At 72.6% G+C, this 18,760-nt stretch carries 15 protein-coding genes and 1 pseudogene; 6 read left to right on the top strand and 10 right to left on the bottom strand.

The features are described from left to right. Positions 1-122 precede the first annotated feature (122 nt). Positions 123-317: a DUF5999 family protein gene (locus tag ACZ4N4_RS11405; RefSeq protein ID WP_453566123.1), complete on the bottom strand. Its 195-nt coding sequence runs from the start codon at positions 315-317 to the stop codon at positions 123-125. Positions 318-611: 294 nt separating this feature from the next. On the opposite strand from ACZ4N4_RS11405, the gene ACZ4N4_RS11400 reads away from it, so the two are divergent. Then, positions 612-1,037 carry a DUF6299 family protein gene (locus ACZ4N4_RS11400; RefSeq protein ID WP_467586996.1) on the top strand — a complete coding sequence of 142 codons (426 nt, stop codon included), beginning with the start codon at positions 612-614 and terminating at the stop codon, positions 1,035-1,037. Positions 1,038-1,120: 83 nt separating this feature from the next. On the opposite strand, the gene ACZ4N4_RS11395 is transcribed toward ACZ4N4_RS11400, so the two are convergent. After that, the gene (locus ACZ4N4_RS11395) at positions 1,121-1,993 is read right to left on the bottom strand and encodes an alpha/beta fold hydrolase (protein WP_467586994.1); all 873 of its coding nucleotides are present in this window, start codon (positions 1,991-1,993) and stop codon (positions 1,121-1,123) included. A 366-nt stretch (positions 1,994-2,359) separates the two neighbouring features. Between ACZ4N4_RS11395 and ACZ4N4_RS11390 the strand changes: the two genes are divergently transcribed. Further along, positions 2,360-4,327 (top strand): AfsR/SARP family transcriptional regulator, encoded by a 1,968-nt coding sequence (locus ACZ4N4_RS11390; RefSeq protein ID WP_467586991.1) that lies wholly within the window; start codon positions 2,360-2,362, stop codon positions 4,325-4,327. Between the two features lie 73 nt (positions 4,328-4,400). Here ACZ4N4_RS11390 and ACZ4N4_RS11385 read toward each other — a convergent pair whose 3' ends face one another. From ACZ4N4_RS11385 to ACZ4N4_RS11365, 5 genes are all read right to left on the bottom strand, one after another. Next, entirely contained in the window at positions 4,401-5,651 is a 1,251-nt protein-coding gene (locus tag ACZ4N4_RS11385) for an extracellular solute-binding protein (protein WP_467586989.1), read from the bottom strand. Next, complete coding sequence (locus tag ACZ4N4_RS11380; protein WP_467586986.1) at positions 5,648-6,676, bottom strand: hypothetical protein; 1,029 nt, start codon at positions 6,674-6,676, stop codon at positions 5,648-5,650. Before ACZ4N4_RS11380 ends, ACZ4N4_RS11385 begins: the two co-directional genes overlap by 4 nt. Further along, positions 6,673-8,061, bottom strand: coding sequence for a vWA domain-containing protein (locus ACZ4N4_RS11375; protein ID WP_467586983.1), 1,389 nt, complete (start codon positions 8,059-8,061; stop codon positions 6,673-6,675). The genes ACZ4N4_RS11380 and ACZ4N4_RS11375 overlap by 4 nt, the downstream gene beginning before the upstream one ends. A gap of 280 nt (positions 8,062-8,341) precedes the next feature. Beyond that, positions 8,342-10,672: a tetratricopeptide repeat protein gene (locus ACZ4N4_RS11370; protein WP_467587695.1), complete on the bottom strand. Its 2,331-nt coding sequence runs from the start codon at positions 10,670-10,672 to the stop codon at positions 8,342-8,344. 47 nt (positions 10,673-10,719) lie between these two features. Further along, the gene (locus ACZ4N4_RS11365) at positions 10,720-12,039 is read right to left on the bottom strand and encodes a S1 family peptidase (RefSeq protein ID WP_467586980.1); all 1,320 of its coding nucleotides are present in this window, start codon (positions 12,037-12,039) and stop codon (positions 10,720-10,722) included. Between the two features lie 91 nt (positions 12,040-12,130). Here ACZ4N4_RS11365 and ACZ4N4_RS11360 point away from each other — a divergent pair, with 91 nt between their 5' ends. Beyond that, entirely contained in the window at positions 12,131-12,451 is a 321-nt protein-coding gene (locus tag ACZ4N4_RS11360; protein ID WP_360488956.1) for a trypco2 family protein, read from the top strand. Positions 12,452-13,389: 938 nt separating this feature from the next. On the opposite strand, the gene ACZ4N4_RS11355 is transcribed toward ACZ4N4_RS11360, so the two are convergent. Then, on the bottom strand, positions 13,390-14,919 hold the full coding sequence (locus tag ACZ4N4_RS11355) for a helix-turn-helix domain-containing protein (protein ID WP_360488958.1): 1,530 nt from the start codon (positions 14,917-14,919) through the stop codon (positions 13,390-13,392). A 261-nt stretch (positions 14,920-15,180) separates the two neighbouring features. Between ACZ4N4_RS11355 and ACZ4N4_RS11350 the strand changes: the two genes are divergently transcribed. Together ACZ4N4_RS11350 and ACZ4N4_RS11345 are read left to right on the top strand one after the other, a co-directional pair. Continuing rightward, positions 15,181-15,342, top strand: a complete 162-nt coding sequence (locus ACZ4N4_RS11350; RefSeq protein ID WP_467586978.1) for a hypothetical protein — start codon at positions 15,181-15,183, stop codon at positions 15,340-15,342. A 106-nt stretch (positions 15,343-15,448) separates the two neighbouring features. After that, a pseudogene (locus tag ACZ4N4_RS11345) lies at positions 15,449-16,045 on the top strand (hypothetical protein); the annotation flags it as partial. A 365-nt stretch (positions 16,046-16,410) separates the two neighbouring features. Here ACZ4N4_RS11345 and ACZ4N4_RS11340 read toward each other — a convergent pair. Together ACZ4N4_RS11340 and ACZ4N4_RS11335 are read right to left on the bottom strand one after the other, a co-directional pair. Then, entirely contained in the window at positions 16,411-16,608 is a 198-nt protein-coding gene (locus ACZ4N4_RS11340; RefSeq protein WP_351728923.1) for a DUF4236 domain-containing protein, read from the bottom strand. Positions 16,609-16,979: 371 nt separating this feature from the next. Further along, positions 16,980-17,378 carry a MerR family transcriptional regulator gene (locus ACZ4N4_RS11335; protein WP_467586975.1) on the bottom strand — a complete coding sequence of 133 codons (399 nt, stop codon included), beginning with the start codon at positions 17,376-17,378 and terminating at the stop codon, positions 16,980-16,982. A 25-nt stretch (positions 17,379-17,403) separates the two neighbouring features. On the opposite strand from ACZ4N4_RS11335, the gene ACZ4N4_RS11330 reads away from it, so the two are divergent. Then, a complete protein-coding gene (locus ACZ4N4_RS11330; protein WP_467586972.1) occupies positions 17,404-18,702 on the top strand; it encodes an MFS transporter in 1,299 nt (432 codons plus the stop codon). Positions 18,703-18,760: the final 58 nt, after the last annotated feature.

Below are 18,760 nucleotides of genomic sequence, written 5' to 3'. Positions count from 1 at the left end.
TCCCCGGCATCGCTGCTGGTCACCTCAGGTACGCGCCTGAACATGAGTCAGGATTCCGGGAGGGGACCGACGGGGTGTCCGCGGAGCCGCCGGAGCGCTGTCCGCGCCCTCCCCGCGGCGGGTCAGGCGGCGACGGCGAGCCGGCCGGCCGGGCCGCGGCGCGGCTCGGCCACGCTGCCGTCGGGGCGCAGCTCGCCGGTGTCGTCGAAGACGATCGCCCCGTCGCACAACAGGGTCCAGCCCTGCTCGGGGTGGGCGGCCACGACGTGCGGGAGGCCGCGGTCGGCCGTCGCGCTCGGGAACTGGTGGGAACACATGGCGCACCTCCACGGGTCTGCCTCCGGCGCGGTCGCCGACCGGCATGACCAGACCATGCTCCCGTCGTGAACGCCACGGAACCTCCTGCCGCGACCTGTGACAACACACGGACAACTCCCGGACGCTCCCACGACGGTCGCCGCGCGCCCGGGACGGCAGGCGGCGCTGCCGCGCTGACGTGCGGTTCCTTGCCGAGTGGTGGGACGCGCCACCGAAGGGGTGATGGTCACGCTTCCCGGGCCGGGCGCCCGGTATCCAGGGCATGCCCCACACCCCGACCTGGGAAGGATGTCATGCACCTACGCCCTGTCCTCGCCGCGGCCCTCGGTTCCGCCGCGCTGCTCTGCGTCGCCGTCGCCCCCGCGACCGCCGCCCCCTCCGAGTCCGTCACCGTCGACCCCACCGGCCGTCTCGCCGACGACGGCACGGTCACCCTCTCCGGCACCTACACCTGCACCGATGCCACGGGGCCGGTGTTCGTCAGCTCGTCGGTCAGCCAGGAGTCGCCGAACCACCGCCACGGCGTCGGCGGCACCCGGGCCGTGTGCGACGGCGCCGAGCACCACTGGAAGAACACCGGCAAGGTGACCTCGGAGAAACTGAAGCCCGGTGCGGTCCGTGTGGAGGCCACGATCATGGAACTGCGCCTGCAGGGCGGCCTGCCGTTGCCCTTCTTCCACGCCGTCCAGCAGCAGGACGTGACCCTCGACAAGGGCTGAGGCGCGGCCCCGGGCGGCCCGGCACCCCGGCGGCCCCGGGCGGCCCGGCACCCCGGCGGTGCCGGGCCGGATCACCAGCCGGATCACCGGGTCAGCAGCTTCCGCAGCGCGGACGTGACCTCGTCCGGTGCCTCCTCCGCCATGAAGTGCCCGCAGTCCACCGTGTGGTGGTCCAGGTCCGGTGCCCAGGCCCGCCACAGCGCGGCCGCGTCGTAGCCGAGGGCTGCGCCCCAGTCCTGCTGGAGCACGGTCACCGGCATGCCCAGCACGGTCCCGGCGGCCCGGTCGGCCCGGTCGTGCTCGGTGTCGATGCCGGCCGAGGCCCGGTAGTCGGCCACGATCGAGGGCACCGCCGCCCGGCAGGCCGCGAGATAGGCGGCGCGGACGTCGGCGGGGATCGCCGAGGGGTCCCGGGTCCACAGGTCGAGGAAGTGACCGAAGAAGAGGTCCGGGGCGGCGCCGATCAACTGCTCGGGCAGGCCCGGGGGCTGGGCCATCAGGTAGAGGTGGAAGGCGACGGCGGCGGTGCTGCCGTGCAGCACCTCCCACATGTCCAGGGTGGGCAGTACGTCGAGGAGGGCCAGGTGCGTGACGGTGTCCGGATGGTCCAGGCCGGCCCGGAACGCCACCAGCGCACCCCGGTCGTGCCCGGCCAGCGTGAACCTCTCGTGGCCGAGGGAGCGGGCCAGCGCCACCACGTCGGCGGCCATGGTCCGCTTCGCGTACGTCAGCCCGTCCGCGTCGGCCGGCTTGTCACTGGCGCCGTAGCCGCGCAGGTCGGGACAGATCACCGTGTGGTCGGCGGCGAGGTCGGCGGCCACCCGCCGCCACATCAGGTGGGTCTGCGGGAAACCGTGCAGCAGGACGACCGGGCGGCCGGTGCCACCGACGGAAGCGTGCAGGGAGACGCCGTCGGCGACCGGAACACGGTGGGTTGCGAAACCGGGGATGTTCATGCCCCGAGACTCCCGCCCCCGGATCAGCAACGAATCAGCACTCGCCGTGGGGTGGGGTCCGGCATGGCCGGGGTTCGGCGTGGGCCGGGAGCTGCCTTGGGCGGGGGTTCGGCGTGGGGCCGGGTTCGGCGTGGGCCGGGAGCTGCCTTGGGCCGGGGTACGGCCTTGGGCCGGGGTACGGCGTGGGGCCGGGTTCGGCGTGGGCCGGGATCTACCGTGGGCCGGGGTTCGGCGTGGGCCGGGATCTACCGTGGGCCGGGGTTCGGCGTGGGCCGGGATCTACCGTGGGCCGAGGATCCGGCGTGTGGTGGACCTGGCACGGCCGGGATCCGGCGTGGGGTGGGATCTACCGTGGGGCGGGTGAGGATGGAGCAGGTCGTTTTCGGGGTGCTCGGGACCGTGACGGCCGAGCGTGTCGGTGTTCCGCTCGCTCTGAAGGGCCCTCGGCACCGCGCCGTACTGGCCCGGCTGATCGTGGCCCGCAGAAGGGTCGTGCCGGTGGCCTGCCTGGTCGCCGACCTCTGGGACGAGCCGCCGCCCACCGCCGTCGGCACCGTCCGCACCTTCGTCGGCGACCTGCGCCGCGCCCTCGAACCCGACCGGCCGTCCCGCACCCCGGCCCGGCTGCTCGTCACCGAGGGACCCGGCTACGCCCTGCGCGCGGAAGCCGAGGCGGTGGACGCCTGGCGGTTCGAGACGGCCGTGGAGAGTGCCGTAGAGGAGGAGCCCGCGCAGGCCGCCCGGCGGCTCCGGGAGGCGCTGGAGCTGTGGCGGGGGCCGGCCTACGCCGAGTTCGCCGACGAGGCCTGGTGCGGGGGCGAGCGGGCCCGGCTGGCCGAGCTGCGGCTCCGGGCCGTCGAGCAGCGGGCCGAGGCGCTGCTCACCGAGGGCCGGGCGGCCGAGGCGGTGCCCGATCTGGACGCCCACCTCACCGGGCACCCGTGGCGCGAGGAGGGCTGGCGGCTGCTGGCGCTCGCGCTCTACCGGACCGGCCGCCAGGGCGACGCCCTCGCGGTGCTGCGCCGGGCCCGCGCGACCCTCGCCGACCAGCTGGGACTCGACCCCGGCCCGGCGCTGCGGCGGCTGGAGGCCGGCATCCTCGCGCAGGACCCCGGCCTGGACGCGGAACGGAAGACCGCGGCGGCACGGGTGTGGTCCCGGACGGCCGAGGCGTACGACCGTACCGTCGCCGCGGGCGCCCGGGCCCGGCTCGAATCGACCGTCGGCCTGCTGCGCACGCTCGCGGTGACCGGCTCCGGTGGGCTGGCCGCCGCCCGCGAACACCGTCTCGCGGCGATCAGCGCGGCCGAGGAGTCCGGTGACCCGGAACTGGCGGCGAGGGTCATCGGCGCCTACGACGTCCCGGCGATCTGGACCCGCTCCGACGACCCGGCGGCCGCCCGCCGCGTGGTCGAGGCCGCCGAACGCGCACTGGCCCGGCTGCCCGCGACCCCGGCCCGGGACACCGCCCGCTGCCGGCTGCTCGCCACGGTCGCCCTCGAGTCACGCGGCACCCGATCGGCCCGTGCCGCCGAGGCCGCCGTCGAAGCGGAACACCTGGCCCGCGGCCTGGACGATCCGGCGCTGCTCGCCTTCGCCCTCAACGGCGTCTTCATGCAGTCCTGCACCCGGGCCGGCCTCGCCCCGCGCCGTGACGCCCTCGGCACCGAACTGATCGCCCTGGCCACCCGGCACGGCCTGGTCACCTACGAGGTGCTCGGCCATCTGATCCGGGTGCAGGCCCGCGCGGGCCTCGCCGACCTCACCACCGCCGAGGCACACGCCGAGGCGGCCGACCGGCTGGCCGCCCGCCATGAACTGCCGCTGGTCCGGGTGTTCACCGACGGGTACCGGGCCCTGCGGCTGGCCGCGACCGGGCAGCCGGAGCGCGCCGAGGCCGCCTACCGCGAGGTCGACCGGCTGCTGGACGGGCCGGGCATGCCGGGAGTGCGCGCCGGGCTGCTTCCGCTCGCGCTGCTCTGCCTGCGCCTGGCCGGGCGGCCGTACGGCATCCGTGCGGCCCTCGGTCCGGACGCCGACTGGGGCCCGTATCTCCCCTGGATCCGGCCGGGGCTCGCTCTGGCCGCCGACGGCGAGGGGGCGGCCCGCGAAGCGCTGCACGGGCTGCCCGAGCCGCCTGCCGACCTGGTGCAGGAGGCGCTGTGGTGTGTCGTGGCGGCCGTCGCCCTGGCGGTCGGCGACCGCCGGACCCTGCGCCGCTGCCAGGACGGGCTGCGCCCGGCCGCCGGCCAGCTCGCCGGCGCGGGCAGCGGGCTGGTGACGGCCGGACCGGTCGACGCCTGGCTGGCGGCGATCGGGAAGGCTCTGCCCTAGGCGGCCGGCCACGGACCCCTCACCCCCTCACCCCCTCACCCCTCACCCCCTCACCCCCTCACCCCCTCACCCCTCACCGGGAACTGCACACCGTCCGCGGTGCCGCTCTGCCCGGGGCGCCCTGTGCGTCCTGCACCCGCTGAAGGTCCCGCAGCAGGCCCGCGGTGCCGGGATCCTGGCCGGCGGCGACCCGGGCGATGGTCTGCAGGACGGCCTCGTAGAAGGCGTCCCGTACGGCGGGCGCCATCACGTCCGAGGCGTCCAGGCAGCGCGGGCCCGCCCGGAGCCGCTCGGCGATCTCGCGTTCCACCGTGTGGTTCTGCGGGTCCACCTGCCGGTTCGCCGAGAAGAAGTCCGCCGAGTCGGCCCACTCCTGCTGGCCCTCCTTGGAAGCCAGCCGCCGGACCAGCTCACGGGCCTCGGGACGGCCGCTGAACAGTGCCGCGAAGTCCCCGGTGACCTCGTGGGCCCGGACCTGGCCGCCGCCGGGCAGCAGCGGAGCGGAGTCCGTCAGGTCCGCGTGCGGCGCCTCGGTCTTGTAGAAGGAACTCGCGAACGACCCCTGATGCTCCAGATCGCATCCGCCCCAGCCGCCGAACAGCAGCCCGTCGCTGTCCGGGGCGCCGCGGTGGTCGGTGAGCAGGGCGTGCCGGGCCCTGGCCCGGTCCTGCCCGAGCAGACCGGCCCAGGCCTGCCAGGCGGAGCGCACCGGGGCGCTCCGCCATGTGTCGCCGGCGCCCAGCGCCCACTTCTCGTACACGGCCGGCCCCGCCCGTTGCAGCACGAGGTCCTCGATCCAGTCGGTGCCGGGCCAGCCGGAGGCACCGTCGTCCCCCATGCCGATGCACCAACTCCGCAGCGGTGCGGGTGAGGCGGCGAGCCTCTCACCCCGCCGGTACCAGACGATGCTCTTCAGGTCCGCCTTGACCGGGACCCAGTACACGGACGCGGAGGCCGCGCCGGTCGCGTTCCAGGGGGCGCCGTACTGCCGCGGGTCGTAGAGCCCGTTCAGTGGCTTGAGACGGTTCTGGCCGGCGTACTCGGCGAGTTCACCGATGCCCGGCATGATCACGATGTCCGGGGGCTCTCCCGACTGCACCTTGGAGAGCAGCACCTCGCGCTGGGCGGCGGTGCCCTGGTAGCGGAAGGGGATGCCGAAGCCCCGCAGCACGGCCTCGAACTGCTCCGCCTGCTCCCCGGTCCAGGTCCCGAGGATCGTCACCGGCTCCCGGTCGTCGTGCCGTGCCCAGACCACCACCAGCCCGCCGGCCGCGATCAGCAGCATGACCACGAGCACGACCAGCACCTTGAACCGCCGGGTCACCGCCGCCTCCAGTAGTCGCTGTCGAGCCGGAGCCCGACGCCCTGCGCGGGCAGGACGACGAGCAGCAGGCCGCCGACGACCGTGCCCCGGTACATCCGGTCGGTCCAGCCGCCGTCGGTGAGTTCCTGCCGGACCTCCTCCGACTTCTGCGCGACGCTCTGCTGCGCCCCGGCCAGCCCCGGGCCGGAGTGCCGGGTCCGGGACACCTTGGTGATCTGCCCCAGGTCGGCGAGCGCTCTGTCCAGGCGGTCCTCGGTGGCCGACGTCGTCAGCAGCGGGAACACCGCGAGCAGCACGGTGATGACGAAGGCCGCGAGCAGATACGGGTTCCAGTCGCGGCCGCACCGGTCGCGCAGCACGAACAGCGCCGAAAGCAGGGTCAACGCCAGTGTGGCCAGGGCGAGTTCGGCGAGCCACCAGCCGGCCCGCTGCCACTGCCCCATGGTGGCCGTGGCCTCGGCGTGCCGCAGCTGGATCCGCTGCAGTGCGTCGAGGCGGGGCGCGAGCCCGACCGTGCTGCGGGTGAGCAGCGAGTGCGCCTCGTCGAGTTTCTGCTCCCGCATCAGCGGCTGGTCGCGGTACATGGACGTACCGAGGTTGAGCGAGTTCCCGTAGGTGGCGAGCAGACCGTTGACCGTGCCGAGGTCCTGGTCCGTGCGGTCGGCGATCCGGGACAGGCCCTGGTCCGCGGCGGACAACTGGGACCGGTAGGTCTCGCCCGAACCCGCCACGTCGACGAGGTGCGTCGTCACCAGGGCGTGGGCCTCCTGGTCGGCCCGCAGCGCCGCCAGCCGGCTGGCGGCGAGCCCCTGCACGGCCGGCGCCTCACGGGCGGCGAGGGCCGCGGCGCCCCGCTGGGTCTGCCGGTAGGAGAAGAACAGAGAGGTCGAGGCCACGGCGGCACACAGGAACAGCACCAGCAGATGCGTCTCCAGCAACCGGCGGGTCCGCCAGTGGCTCAGCCGCCCGCGCCAGAACGCGGCGGGGGAGTACCGGCGTAAGAGGGTCGTCCGTACGGTCGTCACGGCAGCTTCTCCCCGCAGACGATGCAGTAACGGGCCTCGCTCCCGGCCCGGCTCCGGCAGGTGCCGCAGCGTGGGCCGGGCGGTGCGTCGACGAGGTCGGCCATGGGGCCGCCCGGCCGGGAGCCGGCCCGCAGGATCATCGGGCCGAGGGCGCCCGCGTCCACGGCGCGCAGTCGGATCCGCCCCGCGGCCGCGTCCTCGATGTCGGCGACCGTACGGATCTCGTCCAGCACCCAGTCCGTACCGAACCGCGCCGCCAGTTGGGCCGCCTGCGCCAGGCACTCCCGGGCGGTGTCGGGCCGGTGTCCCTGGAGCGCGGTGAGCCCCTCGCGCAGCGCGCCGCGCATCCGTGCGGTGGCGTTGAGGCTGCGCACACTGCCGCCGCCCGCCGGGCCGGGCGGCGCGGACTGGCGGGGCAGGCGCCAGCGGGCGACGACCGGCACGTGGACGTCGGCGACGGAGACCATGGCGAACTGCAGGTCGGTCTCCAGCGGGTCGTCGTCGGCGCTGGCGACCAGGGTGAGCAGGTAGTCGCGGCTGCCCTGCTCCCACTGGTGGGTGGGGAAGCTCCACCCGCGCGGTCGGCCGGACCGGGGCAACCCGACGAGGCGGTGCGGCCGCGGCGCCTTCTCGCTGAGCGAGACCTGGCGCACCGAGGGGCACACGGTGACCTCGATCGCCAGCTGGGAGGTGCCCACCCGGCGCAGCCGCGCGATGGCGTCGGAGACCGCCCGGCCGAGACCCTCGTCCACGAACTGGGCGGTGCCGTGCAGCCGTTCGGCGATGGCGAGCAGCGGATCAGGAGGCCAGTCGGCGCCCACCGCGAACACGTCACAGGTGAACTTCCCGGCACAGGCGTCCAGTTCCTCCTCGAGACGCGTCTCGCCGGCGGCGCTGCTGCCGTCGGTGATCAGCACCAGATGCGGTACGGACAGCGGGCGGTCGGCGAGCAGGGCACGCGCCTCGGCCGCCCAGGGGGCGTACCCGGCGGGACGCGGACCGTCCCGGTGCAGCGGCAGCGAGCCCACGGCGAACGCGGCCCGGCGGCGCTGGTTCTGGTCGGCGACGGCCCACGTGTCGTCGCCCCGCGGATAGCACCGGACCGGCTCGGGGCCGCTGCCGAGCACGGCGAAGGAGATCCGGTCGGGCAGGGCACGCAGCGCGGCCGGCAGGGCCTGGCGTACGGCCGCCCGGTTGGACTCGGCGACGTCCACGGCGATGATCACGGCGAGTTCGACCGCGGGCAGGTCGGTGGGGGCGCCGTCGGCGGCCGCCTCGACCCGCAGATGGGCCTCGATCTTCGCGCTGCGGTGCGGGCGCAGGTCACCGTCGAGGTCGACGTGGAGTCGGATGCCCGGCCGCGACGGCCGGGTGTGGCTGCTCATGTCCTCCGTCACCGCTCCTTCCCTTCGTCACCGAGGACACCGCGTCTGCGGCGCTGCGCGGCTGCGTCGTGCCGCCCGGCTCTGTCGTGCCGGGTGGTCCGGTCGTTCAGCCTGGTTGTGTCGTGTCGTGCGGTGCTCGCGTGTTGCCGTGCGTTTGTGTCGTGCGGTGCGGTGCTTGCGTGTTGCCGTGCGTTTGTGTCGTGTCGTGCGGTGCTCGCGTGCTGTCTGTGTCGGCGTCTGCGTCTGCGTCTGCGTCGTTCGGTTCGGTGGTGGCGGGTGGTCAGATCCGGGTCTGTGGCCGTATCGCGTGCAGGAGGTCCACGAGGTGTTCGTGGGTGGCGGCCGACTCACGGTTCCAGGCGGCCAGTTGCCGGTAGAGCGACTCCAACCGCCTGCGCTGCTCGCGCTCCGGCGGGGGCAGGCGTCTGAGCCGGCGGGCGTCGAGCCGGCCGGCGCCCGCGCCCGGAGCGCCGGTCCGGTCGCTCTGGTGGTGCAGCGCGTCCAGTTTCCATTCGTGCAGCTCGGTCCGCAGCCGCAGCGCCTCGTCCTCGGACAGGCTCGGCTCTCCCGCGCCCGGTCCGCGGCCCACCAGGCCGGGCAGTTCGGCCAGCGCCGCGTCGACCTCGGCGGGCGCGGGCAGCGGAGCGAAGTTCCTCGACGGCGGACCGACGTCCTCGGGCAGCCGGGCCGCGCGGATCCGCAGGGACGCGATCCGGGCCACGGTGTGGTCCAGGGTGCCGGGCCCCACCCGGCCGAGCACGTCGAGGGCCGCCCGCCGGTCGCCCGCGCGCAGCGCCAGCCTGGCCAGCCCCAGCGCGGCGCCGCCGTGCGCGGGGTTGCGGGCGAACACCGCCTCGTACAGCTCCCTGGCGGTGGGTCCGTTGCCGTGGTCGCCGAGCCGCTCCCCGCAGTAGGCGAGGGCCAGCTTGGGGGCGTACTCGCCGGGCAGTTCGAGGTGGACCCGCAGGAAGTGGCCCTGGGCGTCCGCGACTTGCTGTGCGGTGTCGTGAAGACCGGCGTGCCGCAGCGCGAGCAGCGCGCGGTGCCACTCCAGACGCCATCGGCGCACCGCGGACGGCCCGGGGATGGAGTCGGCGGTGTCGAGCTCCGCCTGGGCCAGCTCCAGGTCGCGCCGGGTGTTCCGGCCCAGCAGGACACGCACGTTGTGCAGGCAGATCTCCACCGAGGCCGGTTTCTCGTCCTCCTGGTCGAGGAGCAACCCGGGGTCGTAACCGCTGCTCACCTCGAACCGCGCGGTCTGCGGGTCGCCCGGGTAGCGGCGCGGCACCGGCAGACAGCCGGCGATCTCGGTGGGAGTGGGGGCGCCGAGATCGAGGGCGGGAGCCACCGGCGGCTCGTACCGGTCGCGGCGGGGTCGCTCCAGCCAGTGCTCGATGCCCGGCACCGTGCCGAGCCGGGCGCCGAGCAGCTGGGCGGACGGACGGAAGTAGTCGGAGGGCTCGGGCGGGTCGCTCTTGCCGCGCAGGGCCCGGATCTCCCGCAGTGCGCCCCGTAGTTGGCCCGCCATCTCGCGGGCGTCGGCGAAGCGCCGGCCGGGGTCGGTCCGCACGGCTCGCTCGACGACCTGCCAGAAGGAGCCGGTGCCGAGGCCGGGCACCTCGTCGACGGCCCAGTGGGCGAGTTCCCGCAGGGTGACGCCGACGGTGTGCAGGTCGTGGGCGACGGTGGGCAGCCCCGAGAACGCGGTCTCCGGCGCCATGTAGTCGTTGGTGACATGGGCGGGCGGCCGGCTCTGGCCCTCCTCGCGCATGCCGCCGAGGTCGATGACCTTGACGCCGGCCCCGTGGTGCACGACGTTCGAGGGCTTCATGTCCCCGTAGACGAAGACCCGTTCACCGCCGGCGTGCAGATGCGCCAGGGCTTCGAGGACCTGGCAGCCGTATGCCGCCACGTGCTCGATGTCGAGCACCGACTCGCCCCGCCGGGTCTCCTCGACGACCTTCTCCAGGGTGCCGTCGCCGACGTCGTCCATGACGATGTAGCCGCCGGTGATCTCCCCGGTGCCGTCGCCGCGGGCGACGAAGTCGCGGATCTGGACGATCCGGGGGTGGCGCATGGCGACCAGGTTGCGGCGCTCGACGTCGGCGAGCCGGGCGCCGTCGTGCTCGTACCGGTTGAGCAGTCCCTTGACGGCGACGACGTCCCCGAGATGGGTGTCCTCGGCGAGGTAGACCCAGCCCTGGCCGCCGTGTGCGATGGGCCCCATGATCCGGTACTGGTCGCGCAGTAAATCGCCCTCGGTGAGCTCGGGTTCGTACGAGTACCGCTCGCCGCACGCCGGGCAGTACCCCGTGATGGGCACCGGGCCGTCGGTGTAGGGCGGGGCGAAGGTGACCCCGCAGTCGGCGGCCGAGCAGCCCATCCGGATACGCAGCGGTGTCTCCGTACGGACGAGGCGTTCCTCGGCGGGGCGCGGTGCGCGGTCGGGGAGCGTGAGGAGGCCGCGGGGACCGAGGTCCCCCGGGTCCTCGGGCAGGGCGGGCAGTGCGGGGCCCCGCTCCGCGCGGCCGCACAGGTCGCACCAGCCGGTGGGCAGTACGGAGCCCTGGCAGCGGGAGCCGTCGAAGTTCCGGTGCGGGCAGCCGCGCATCCTCCCCTCGTCCTGCCGCCCGGCCCGGTCCGGGCGGTGCCCCCGCATCACCGGCCTCCCTGACGGTCCAGGTCGGCGCGCAGGGTTCTGAGCAGCGCGCGCAGCCGGGGAAGTTGCTGCTGCGGGTCCGGTAACGCGCCGATCCGGCGGAGTTCGGCCCGGCGCAGGTCGGCCGTCTCGGTGACGGCGTCGAGGGAGGCGCTGCCGACGACGTCGCGGCGGATGGCGTTGCCGAACTCGGCGAGCCGCAGCCGGCCGAGCAGCGCGTCCGCGTGGCCGAGGAGCGCGGGCCGCAGCAGGTCGTCTCGGGCCGTGTTCCAGCCGGTGCCGCCCTCGTGGCGGAAGACGAGCAGCAGTCGGAAGCCCAACACCCGTAACCGCACGAGGAGTTCGAGCAGCGGGCCGGGCCGGGGCTCCTCGTCGAGGCCGTCGACGACCACCGTCACGGGCCGGACGGGGGTGGAGGTCGCGCCCGTCGGGTGGCGTGCGGTGCCGAGCAGCCAGTCCCAGTACGCGAGGTACTCGCCGACCGGGAAGGAGATCCGGCCCAGGGCGTGGTCGGCCAGGTGCGGTCTGCTGTCGCCGCCGCGATGGACGATGTCGGCACGGTGCAGCAGATGGCGCAGCGAGCGGTCCTTGCCGCTGCCCGGGGGCACCACGGTGATCTTCACCGGGTCCTCGTCCGGATCGTCGTACCACCGGACCACTCGCTCCTCGAAGCCGTGGTCCCAGGCGTCCGGGCTGCTCAACTCCTTCACGACGGGGGAGAGTTCGGCGATGCGGTCGATCGGAACCAGATACGAGAAGGCGAGCCGGTTGTCCTCGGGCAGCAGCTCGGCCATGTCCCCGCGCCAGCTGACGACGAGGCCGACCACCCGGGCCGGACGGCCCTCACGGGGCCGGGTGCAGACGGCTGCGCCGCTGAACCCGGCGCGCACCACCTCGGCCTTGGTGACGGCGTCGAGCTGCACCCGCTCGCCGCTGGCGCCGCCGATCCGGCCCCACAGGCTCATACCGTCGTCGAAGCCCTCCGCGTACCCGGTCGTGTACACCTCCGTACCGGCCCTGAGCACGGGTTCCAGCGGAGCGGGGCGCGCCTGCGGGCGCGGACTGTCGAGCCGTAACACGGCGACGTCCTCGCCGTGTCCGCCCTCCCGGAGCCAGCCGCCCGCCATCACCCGGGCGGCCACCGGTTCCAGCGCGCTGTTCTCGGCGAACTCCAGCCACATCACGGCATCCGGGTGGCGCACCACGTGTGCACAGGTCAGCGCCGTGTGCTGGTCGACGAGTACACCGGCTCCGCAGACGGGGCCGTGCGCGTCCTCGCGTCGCAGCCTGAGTCTCCAGTCCGCACGCAGTTCCCCCATGCTGTCTCACACTACGCGCGGGGCATCGCCCGTCCCTAGACTTGTGACCGGGTTGCATCGGTCAATCAACGGAAGCCGGCGGTGTGTTGTCATGGGGGATCCGGAACCGATCGGTCTCGCGGAGGCCATCGGCACGGTACGTGCGGAACTGGCCCGGGCCCAGGCCGAGGGCGCCGAGAGCGACTGGCGGTTCAGTGTGGAGCAGGTCAGCCTGGAGTTCTCGGTGCAGTTCCACCGGGCCGGTGAGGGCGGTGCGGGGCTGCGCCTGGGTGTGGTCGAGGCCCGGCTGGGCGGCTCGGTGAGCCACGACTCCACGCACCGCATCCAGGTCGACCTCAAGCCGCTGCCCCGCCCCGACGGCCGCCACCACGAGGTGAGCCGCGAGGAGGACGGTCCTCTCTCACGGGGGTGAGGGACGCCCGTTCGGGGACGTCCACCTGGCGTTCGGCGCCGGCACCCACCACTGCATGGGAGCCCGTCTCGTCCGCGCCGAGGCTCCGGTCGTCCTCGACGCCCTCCTCGACCGCTTCTCGGGAGTGACGGCCGCCGCCGAGCCCCGCCGAACACGAGACCGCAGGCCATCAGCGGGTCGGCGGGCCAGGCGGCCGCCGCGAATCCCGCACAACAGGCAGCCAGCGCGAGGCCGGCCCGCCGGGAGGACCGCACCGCCCCGGCCAGCCGTTGCCCGGAGCGGGTGACACGCACCTGGAACAAGGCGATGCGGAGCGAACTGACCAGCACTGTCAGTGGGGCGATCCAGACCGGAGCCGTGGTGTCCTGCTGCAGCCACAGAGGCAGGCCGCTGGACAGCAGTGCCCAGCACAGGGCCAGCAGGGCGCAAGTACCTCGGTACCCGCCACCACAACTGCGGGAGCATCGAACGCCGAGACGACGACGAGGACCAGGCCGCCGGGCGCAAGGTCCGACGCCCCACCCTGGTGTTGTGGGGCGAGCAGAGCGACCGAGTGGTACGAGGACATCGCCGGCAGCTGGCAGCGGTGGGTCCACAACCAAGTGACGGCCATGGGCGTCGAAAGCGGTCACCCTCTGGCCGAGGACGCGCACGAGGCCGTGGCACGGGCGCTCCGGCAGGCATGGAACTCCACAGGGCTGACGGACGACGACGAAACCCGGAGCAGCGGAATCCGGGCGTGATATGCGCCGTCGCGGCCTTCCGGCTGCCGATCCGCGGCCGGTTCGATCCGTTTCGCGGCACTCGATCATGTCTGGTGGGGCGGTGCCCGTAGCCCGCCGCGTGCCCAAAGTCCCAGAGCGGTCCCAAAGACGCCGCCGCACCCCGTCCTGACCCGCTCAGCAGCAGGTCAGGCGAGGTGTGGCGGCATTCGCTCATCAGATGTCGCGGAAGATCTCGATCTGCGCCCCGATCGTGTTGAGGCGCTCCGCGAGGTCCTCGTAACCGCGGTTGATGACGTACACGTTGCGCAGCACGGAGGTGCCCTCGGCCGCCATCATGGCCAGCAGGACGACCACGGCGGGGCGCAGCGCCGGCGGGCACATCATCTCGGCGGCGCGCCAGCGGGTCGGGCCCTCCACCAGTACCCGGTGCGGGTCCAGCAGCTGGAGCCGGCCGCCGAGGCGGTTCAGGTCGGTGAGGTAGATCGCGCGGTTGTCGTAGACCCAGTCGTGGATCAGGGTCTTGCCCTGAGCGACCGCCGCGATGGCCGCGAAGAAGGGGACGTTGTCGATGTTCAGACCCGGGAACGGCATCGGGTGGATCTTGTCGATCGGCGCCTCCAGCTTGGAGGGCCGGACGGTGAGGTCGACCAGGCGGGTACGGCCGTTGTCGGCGAAGTACTCGGCCGTGCGGTCGTGGTCGAGGCCCATCTCCTCCAGGACGGCGAGTTCGATCTCGAGGAACTCGATCGGCACCCGGCGCACGGTCAGCTCCGACTCCGTCACCACCGCCGCGGCCAGCAGGCTCATCGCCTCTACCGGGTCCTCGGAGGGCGAGTAGTCCACGTCCACGTCGATGTTCGGGACGCCGTGCACGGTCAAAGTGGTGGTGCCGATGCCCTCGACCCTGACGCCGAGCGCCTCCAGGAAGAAGCAGAGGTCCTGGACCATGTAGTTGGAGGACGCGTTGCGGATGACGGTCACGCCGTCGTGCCGGGCGGCGGCCAGCAGCGCGTTCTCGGTGACCGTGTCCCCGCGTTCGGTCAGCACGATCGGGCGGTCCGGGCGGATCGAGCGGTCGACCTGCGCGTGGTACTGCCCCTCGGTCGCCGCGATGTCCAGCCCGAACCGGCGCAGCGCGATCATGTGCGGTTCGATGGTCCGCGTGCCGAGGTCGCAGCCGCCGGCGTACGGCAGCTTGAAGTGGTCCATGCGGTGCAGCAGCGGACCGAAGAACATGATGATCGAGCGGGTGCGTACGGCGGCCTCGGCGTCGATCGCCGCCATGTCCAGGTCGGCCGGCGGTACCAGCTCCAGGTCGACGCCCTCGTTGATCCAGCGGGTGCGCACGCCGATGGAGTTGAGCACCTCCAGGAGGCGGTACACCTCCTCGATCCGGGCCACCCGGCGCAGTACCGTGCGCCCCTTGTTGAGCAGGGAGGCGCACAGCAGGGCCACGCACGCGTTCTTGCTGGTCTTCACGTCGATCGCGCCGGACAGCCGGCGACCGCCCACCACCCGCAGATGCATCGGGCCCGCGTAGCCCAGTGAGACGATCTCGCTGTCGAGGGCTTCACCGATTCGAGCGATCATCTCAAGGCTGATGTTTTGGTTGCCGCGCTCGATGCGGTTGACAGCGCTCTGACTGGTGCCGAGCGCCTCCGCGAGCTGTGCCTGTGTCCAGCCGCGGTGCTGCCGGGCGTCACGGATGAGCTTGCCGATGCGTACGAGGTAGTCGTCTGCCATGAGGTTGAGGTTATCTCAGATATGAGATGGTGCCCGTTGGGGGGTCCGTTCGGGTGATGCCTTGTCAGCGAGCGTGGCTGTTCGGCCCGTCGACCATCGTTCCGATGCGCGCGAGGGCGGGGTCGTCGAACTCGAGGCGGCTCCCGGCGTTCGGCCGTGAATTCCGTCGGACGTCGGCCGGGGGCATTTTCTCCGTGCGCCGGTGTGGTGCCCGGTGCACCCCGCCGGCATGTCATCGGGCTCAAGTCGGAGGTACGGGAAATGTCCCAGGAGGCCGTCGAGACAACCCTCTTCGTCGGAACTCCGGAAGGCCCGAAAATCACCCGTCTCGGGTCCCTCGAAGTTGGTCAGGGAACGACCATTCTGGCCCCCGAGGGTGAGAATCCCGAGCCTTTTCCGGCGATCACCGGCAACGGAATCTGATACACGGTGCGTTGCACGGCGCGCCCCCGCCGACGCCCTCCCCGGACGCCCGCCGACGGCGGCCACGGAAATTCCCGCACTCTCACCGCACCCGGCGGGATCGCGCATGTATCGAAGGATTCGGGTGGCGGAAAGCGTGGCGGGCGACGGTGACATGTACGGCCGCGCCCGGACGTCGGACGGGGAGCCGGAGCCCGGCAACGACGTGGGCGGGGGCGTCCACCGGCGGTCGCCGTCGGTTTCCCGGGGCGGCGTGCGGTGGATTCCGCCGGCCGTTTTCCCGGCCGGTCCGCGGGTCGCCGGACACGGTCCGGAAAGATTCTCCGAGATCGACGTCCCGGACCGTATCGCGGCGAATCGAAGGATCATCTCCCGGCTTCTCACGCCCCGCGAAGAAGTACGTACGACCGGCCCCGGGTCGGCTCTCGTCATCCGCCTTCCGGGACAACTCCGGCCCTCCAGTCGTACCTGTCCGGAACTTCTCCAGGACGGAAACTCCGCCTCCGGAAACCACTTCGAGGCCGCCATGTCGCCGCCCGGTATGTCCGGTGGTGTCGACGCCGGCCTCACGGTTTCCGGAAAACTGAGAACGGATTCCGTACTCGTCGCCGGACACCGTGGACTCAAGGACGCCCGCGCCGACCGATTCAGGGCCGCCGCCGAAATCACGGAGGCGATGCGGAAAACCCGTCCGCTCCAGGTGACGGTCCAGGACGACCCGTTCGTCGACGGGTCCGGCCCCTTCGCCGACGGCGGCCACGCGACGAGTGGTCCGGAGTGCCGGGGTGCGGTCACGTGGTCGCCATCGGCACCGCGCGCCGTCCGCCGACCGGATGGACCGGAGCCCGAACTGCCTGCTCAAGGAGGGTGCCGTGGGCGTCCGGCCGGGGGTGGATGGTGGTCTGGCCGGCGCGCACTTCGACTTCGCCGCGCGGGAAGCCCGGACTGCCCCGTTCTGGCATGTTTTGCGACACGCCGACGATCCGCCTTGTGGGTTCCCCGCTCCTCCGTCCGGACCCGGAAGACGCCGCGGGCGGACCGCTCGGGTCTCCGGTCCGCCCGCGGACGTCACCGGCGGCGCTCCCTGGAGGTGCGCCGCCATCCGAACGGTCCGGGCAGATCCATCGACGTCGTCCGGCGTCCCGTACTGCTGTGCGTGTGCCGGGGCCCGTGCTTGCCCCCGGTGGTGATGGACCAGGAGTGCCGGTTGATGTTGAGGCGTACTCCGGGCAGGATCCGGAAGCTCTTCCGGAAGGTGAGCGGCATGACTGCGACTCCTTTCGTTCCTCTCGCCGGTTACCCCCACTCCGTGAACTGATGGGCGCGAGAACCGGATTGCCTGACGGGCGCTCGTTCGGGACCCGGTGGTTCGCGCCCGCGTGCCCGTGCGGGATGTGGTGATTCGCCCCTCGGGGGCAGGCCCCGGACACGCCGCGGGGACAGCGGAGAACGGGTGTCCCGTCTCCGGGAATACGGCCCGTGACCATGTGCTGACCTGGGCGTGGACAGGTGTGGTGAGACGAGGCACTCCACTCTGTCTCACTTCGAGTGGCCGTTCTTGGTGCGTGTGGAAAGTCTCGCCTGTGTGGCTACCTTCAGGACGTGATCGCCGCCGAAGTTCGGGTCCAGGGCCGGTCTCAGGCGTCGTCTTCGGGGGCGCCGGGGGAGAGCAGTTGGCAGCTGTCGAAGTTCATGCACCCGCAGGCGAGGCAGTCGGCGACGGCGTTCCGCAGGGCTTGCGTCTCCTGGATGAACCGGTCCAGTTCGGGGATCTTGCGCTCCGCGAGAGTGCGCCATTGCTTGGTGGCACCTCGGTCGGCGTCGGTGTCCAGCAGTTGGCGGATCTCGGCCAGGGTGAATCCGGCCCGCTGCGCCATTTTGATCAGGGCGATCCGTCGCAGGGCGCTGGCCGGATAGACGCGTCGGCCTGTGACTCGCCGGGCGGTCGGCAGCAAGCCGATGCTCTCGTAGTAGCGCAATGCCGAGGGCCGCATCTTGACCTGCCGCGCAAGGTCACCGATGCCCAGCTCTCGCACTGATCCCCCTTGACTTCAAGCGCGCTTGAACCACAAGTCTGACGTGGTGCCTCTTTCATCGACAACCCGCTTGTTGCCGCCGACGTATCGGCCGCTGTTCGCTCATGTCGAGTTCCGACGGCTCTTGCCGGCTCTGGCGGCATCCGACCTCGGTGACGGGATGAGTGTGGTCGCCGTGGCGTGGTTGGCCGTTCTGATCGCGCCTCCCGGTCAGTCGGGGCTGGTCGTCGGTGCTGCGGTTGCCGCCTATGCCCTTCCCGGGGCCGCTGGAGCGCTGGTCTTCGGCCGCTGGCTGCGTCGCCTGGCTCCTCGGCGGTTGTTGGCCGCGGACAGCTGGCTCCGGGCGTTACTTCTCGGCTGTGTGCCGTTGGCCTGGGTAGCGGGAGTGCTGCACCCGGTTCTTTATGTGGTCCTGCTCGCCGGGTCGTCGGTGCTGCATGCCTGGGGTGGTGCGGGGAAGTACTCCCTGATTTCCCAGATGCTTCCGCCGGATCAGCGTCTGGCCGCGAATGCGCTGGTCAGTTCGAGCGGATCGGCGTCTGTCATCGTCGGTCCTGCACTCGCCGGGTTTCTGGCGGCGGTCGTCAGTCCAGCCTGGATCATCGGCCTCGATGCCATGTCCTTCGCCGTCCTTGCCGTCCAGGTGGGACGGCTGGGCGGTGTGGCCAAGGCGGTGGCGACGGCTGCGCCGGTCGACACCAGCCGATCGGCCGCCGGTCTGCGCTTGTTGCGCAGTCAGCCCGAGCTTCTCGGCGTTCTCGCGTTGACGTGGTTCTTCAACTTCCTCTATGGGCCGGTGGAGGTCGCGCTCCCGCTGCATGTCACCGACGACCTTCACTCGGGTGCGAGCCTTCTTGGGCTGTACTGGACTCTCTTCGGAGCGGGCGCCGTCCTTGGCAGCCTGACGGCCGGCGCGTTGAGCAAGCTTCCGCACTGGCCGGTCACTCTGGGGATCGTCGCTGGTTGGGGCCTGATGCTTGTGCCCTTCGGTCTGGGTGCGACGGCCGGTATCTCACTTGTGTGTTTTGCTCTTGGTGGCATGATCTATGGACCCTTCACGGCGCTGTCGTTCACCTTGTTCCAGGACCGCACCCCGGCGGCCTGGCTGACCACGGTCTTGGCCGTCCGAGGTGCCGCCCTTCTCACCGCCTCCCCGGTGGGCACTGCGCTCGGCGGCCCGCTCAGCGCTGCCATGGGGCCCCGGCAGGTACTGGCTGCTTCGGGGATGGCGACCATCACCCTTGCCGTCGTCGCCACCGCGGTGCGGGCCTTGGGGAAGCATCGAGGTGGAGGTCGCTCATTCAATAGGGAGGAAGAGGGATGAGGCGGAAGTCCCGGGCAGGTCTGCGCGCTCAGCCGTAGGTGGTTGGCGCGGGCAAGGC

The sequence above is a fragment of the Streptomyces sp. NPDC026538 genome (genome assembly GCF_055567535.1).
This window is presented reverse-complemented; position numbering and strand designations above follow the sequence as displayed.

Excerpts from the sequence above, each read along its gene's own strand:
- ACZ4N4_RS11405 (WP_453566123.1), bottom strand. The coding sequence starts at position 317 with ATGTGTTCCCACCAGTTCCCGAGCGCGACGGCCGACCGCGGCCTCCCG.
- ACZ4N4_RS11400 (WP_467586996.1), top strand. The coding sequence starts at position 612 with ATGCACCTACGCCCTGTCCTCGCCGCGGCCCTCGGTTCCGCCGCGCTG.
- ACZ4N4_RS11395 (WP_467586994.1), bottom strand. The coding sequence starts at position 1,993 with ATGAACATCCCCGGTTTCGCAACCCACCGTGTTCCGGTCGCCGACGGC.
- ACZ4N4_RS11390 (WP_467586991.1), top strand. The coding sequence starts at position 2,360 with ATGGAGCAGGTCGTTTTCGGGGTGCTCGGGACCGTGACGGCCGAGCGT.
- ACZ4N4_RS11375 (WP_467586983.1), bottom strand. The coding sequence starts at position 8,061 with ATGAGCAGCCACACCCGGCCGTCGCGGCCGGGCATCCGACTCCACGTC.
- ACZ4N4_RS11370 (WP_467587695.1), bottom strand. The coding sequence starts at position 10,672 with ATGCGCGGCTGCCCGCACCGGAACTTCGACGGCTCCCGCTGCCAGGGC.
- ACZ4N4_RS11365 (WP_467586980.1), bottom strand. The coding sequence starts at position 12,039 with ATGGGGGAACTGCGTGCGGACTGGAGACTCAGGCTGCGACGCGAGGAC.
- ACZ4N4_RS11360 (WP_360488956.1), top strand. The coding sequence starts at position 12,131 with ATGGGGGATCCGGAACCGATCGGTCTCGCGGAGGCCATCGGCACGGTA.
- ACZ4N4_RS11355 (WP_360488958.1), bottom strand. The coding sequence starts at position 14,919 with ATGGCAGACGACTACCTCGTACGCATCGGCAAGCTCATCCGTGACGCC.
- ACZ4N4_RS11350 (WP_467586978.1), top strand. The coding sequence starts at position 15,181 with ATGTCCCAGGAGGCCGTCGAGACAACCCTCTTCGTCGGAACTCCGGAA.
- ACZ4N4_RS11340 (WP_351728923.1), bottom strand. The coding sequence starts at position 16,608 with ATGCCGCTCACCTTCCGGAAGAGCTTCCGGATCCTGCCCGGAGTACGC.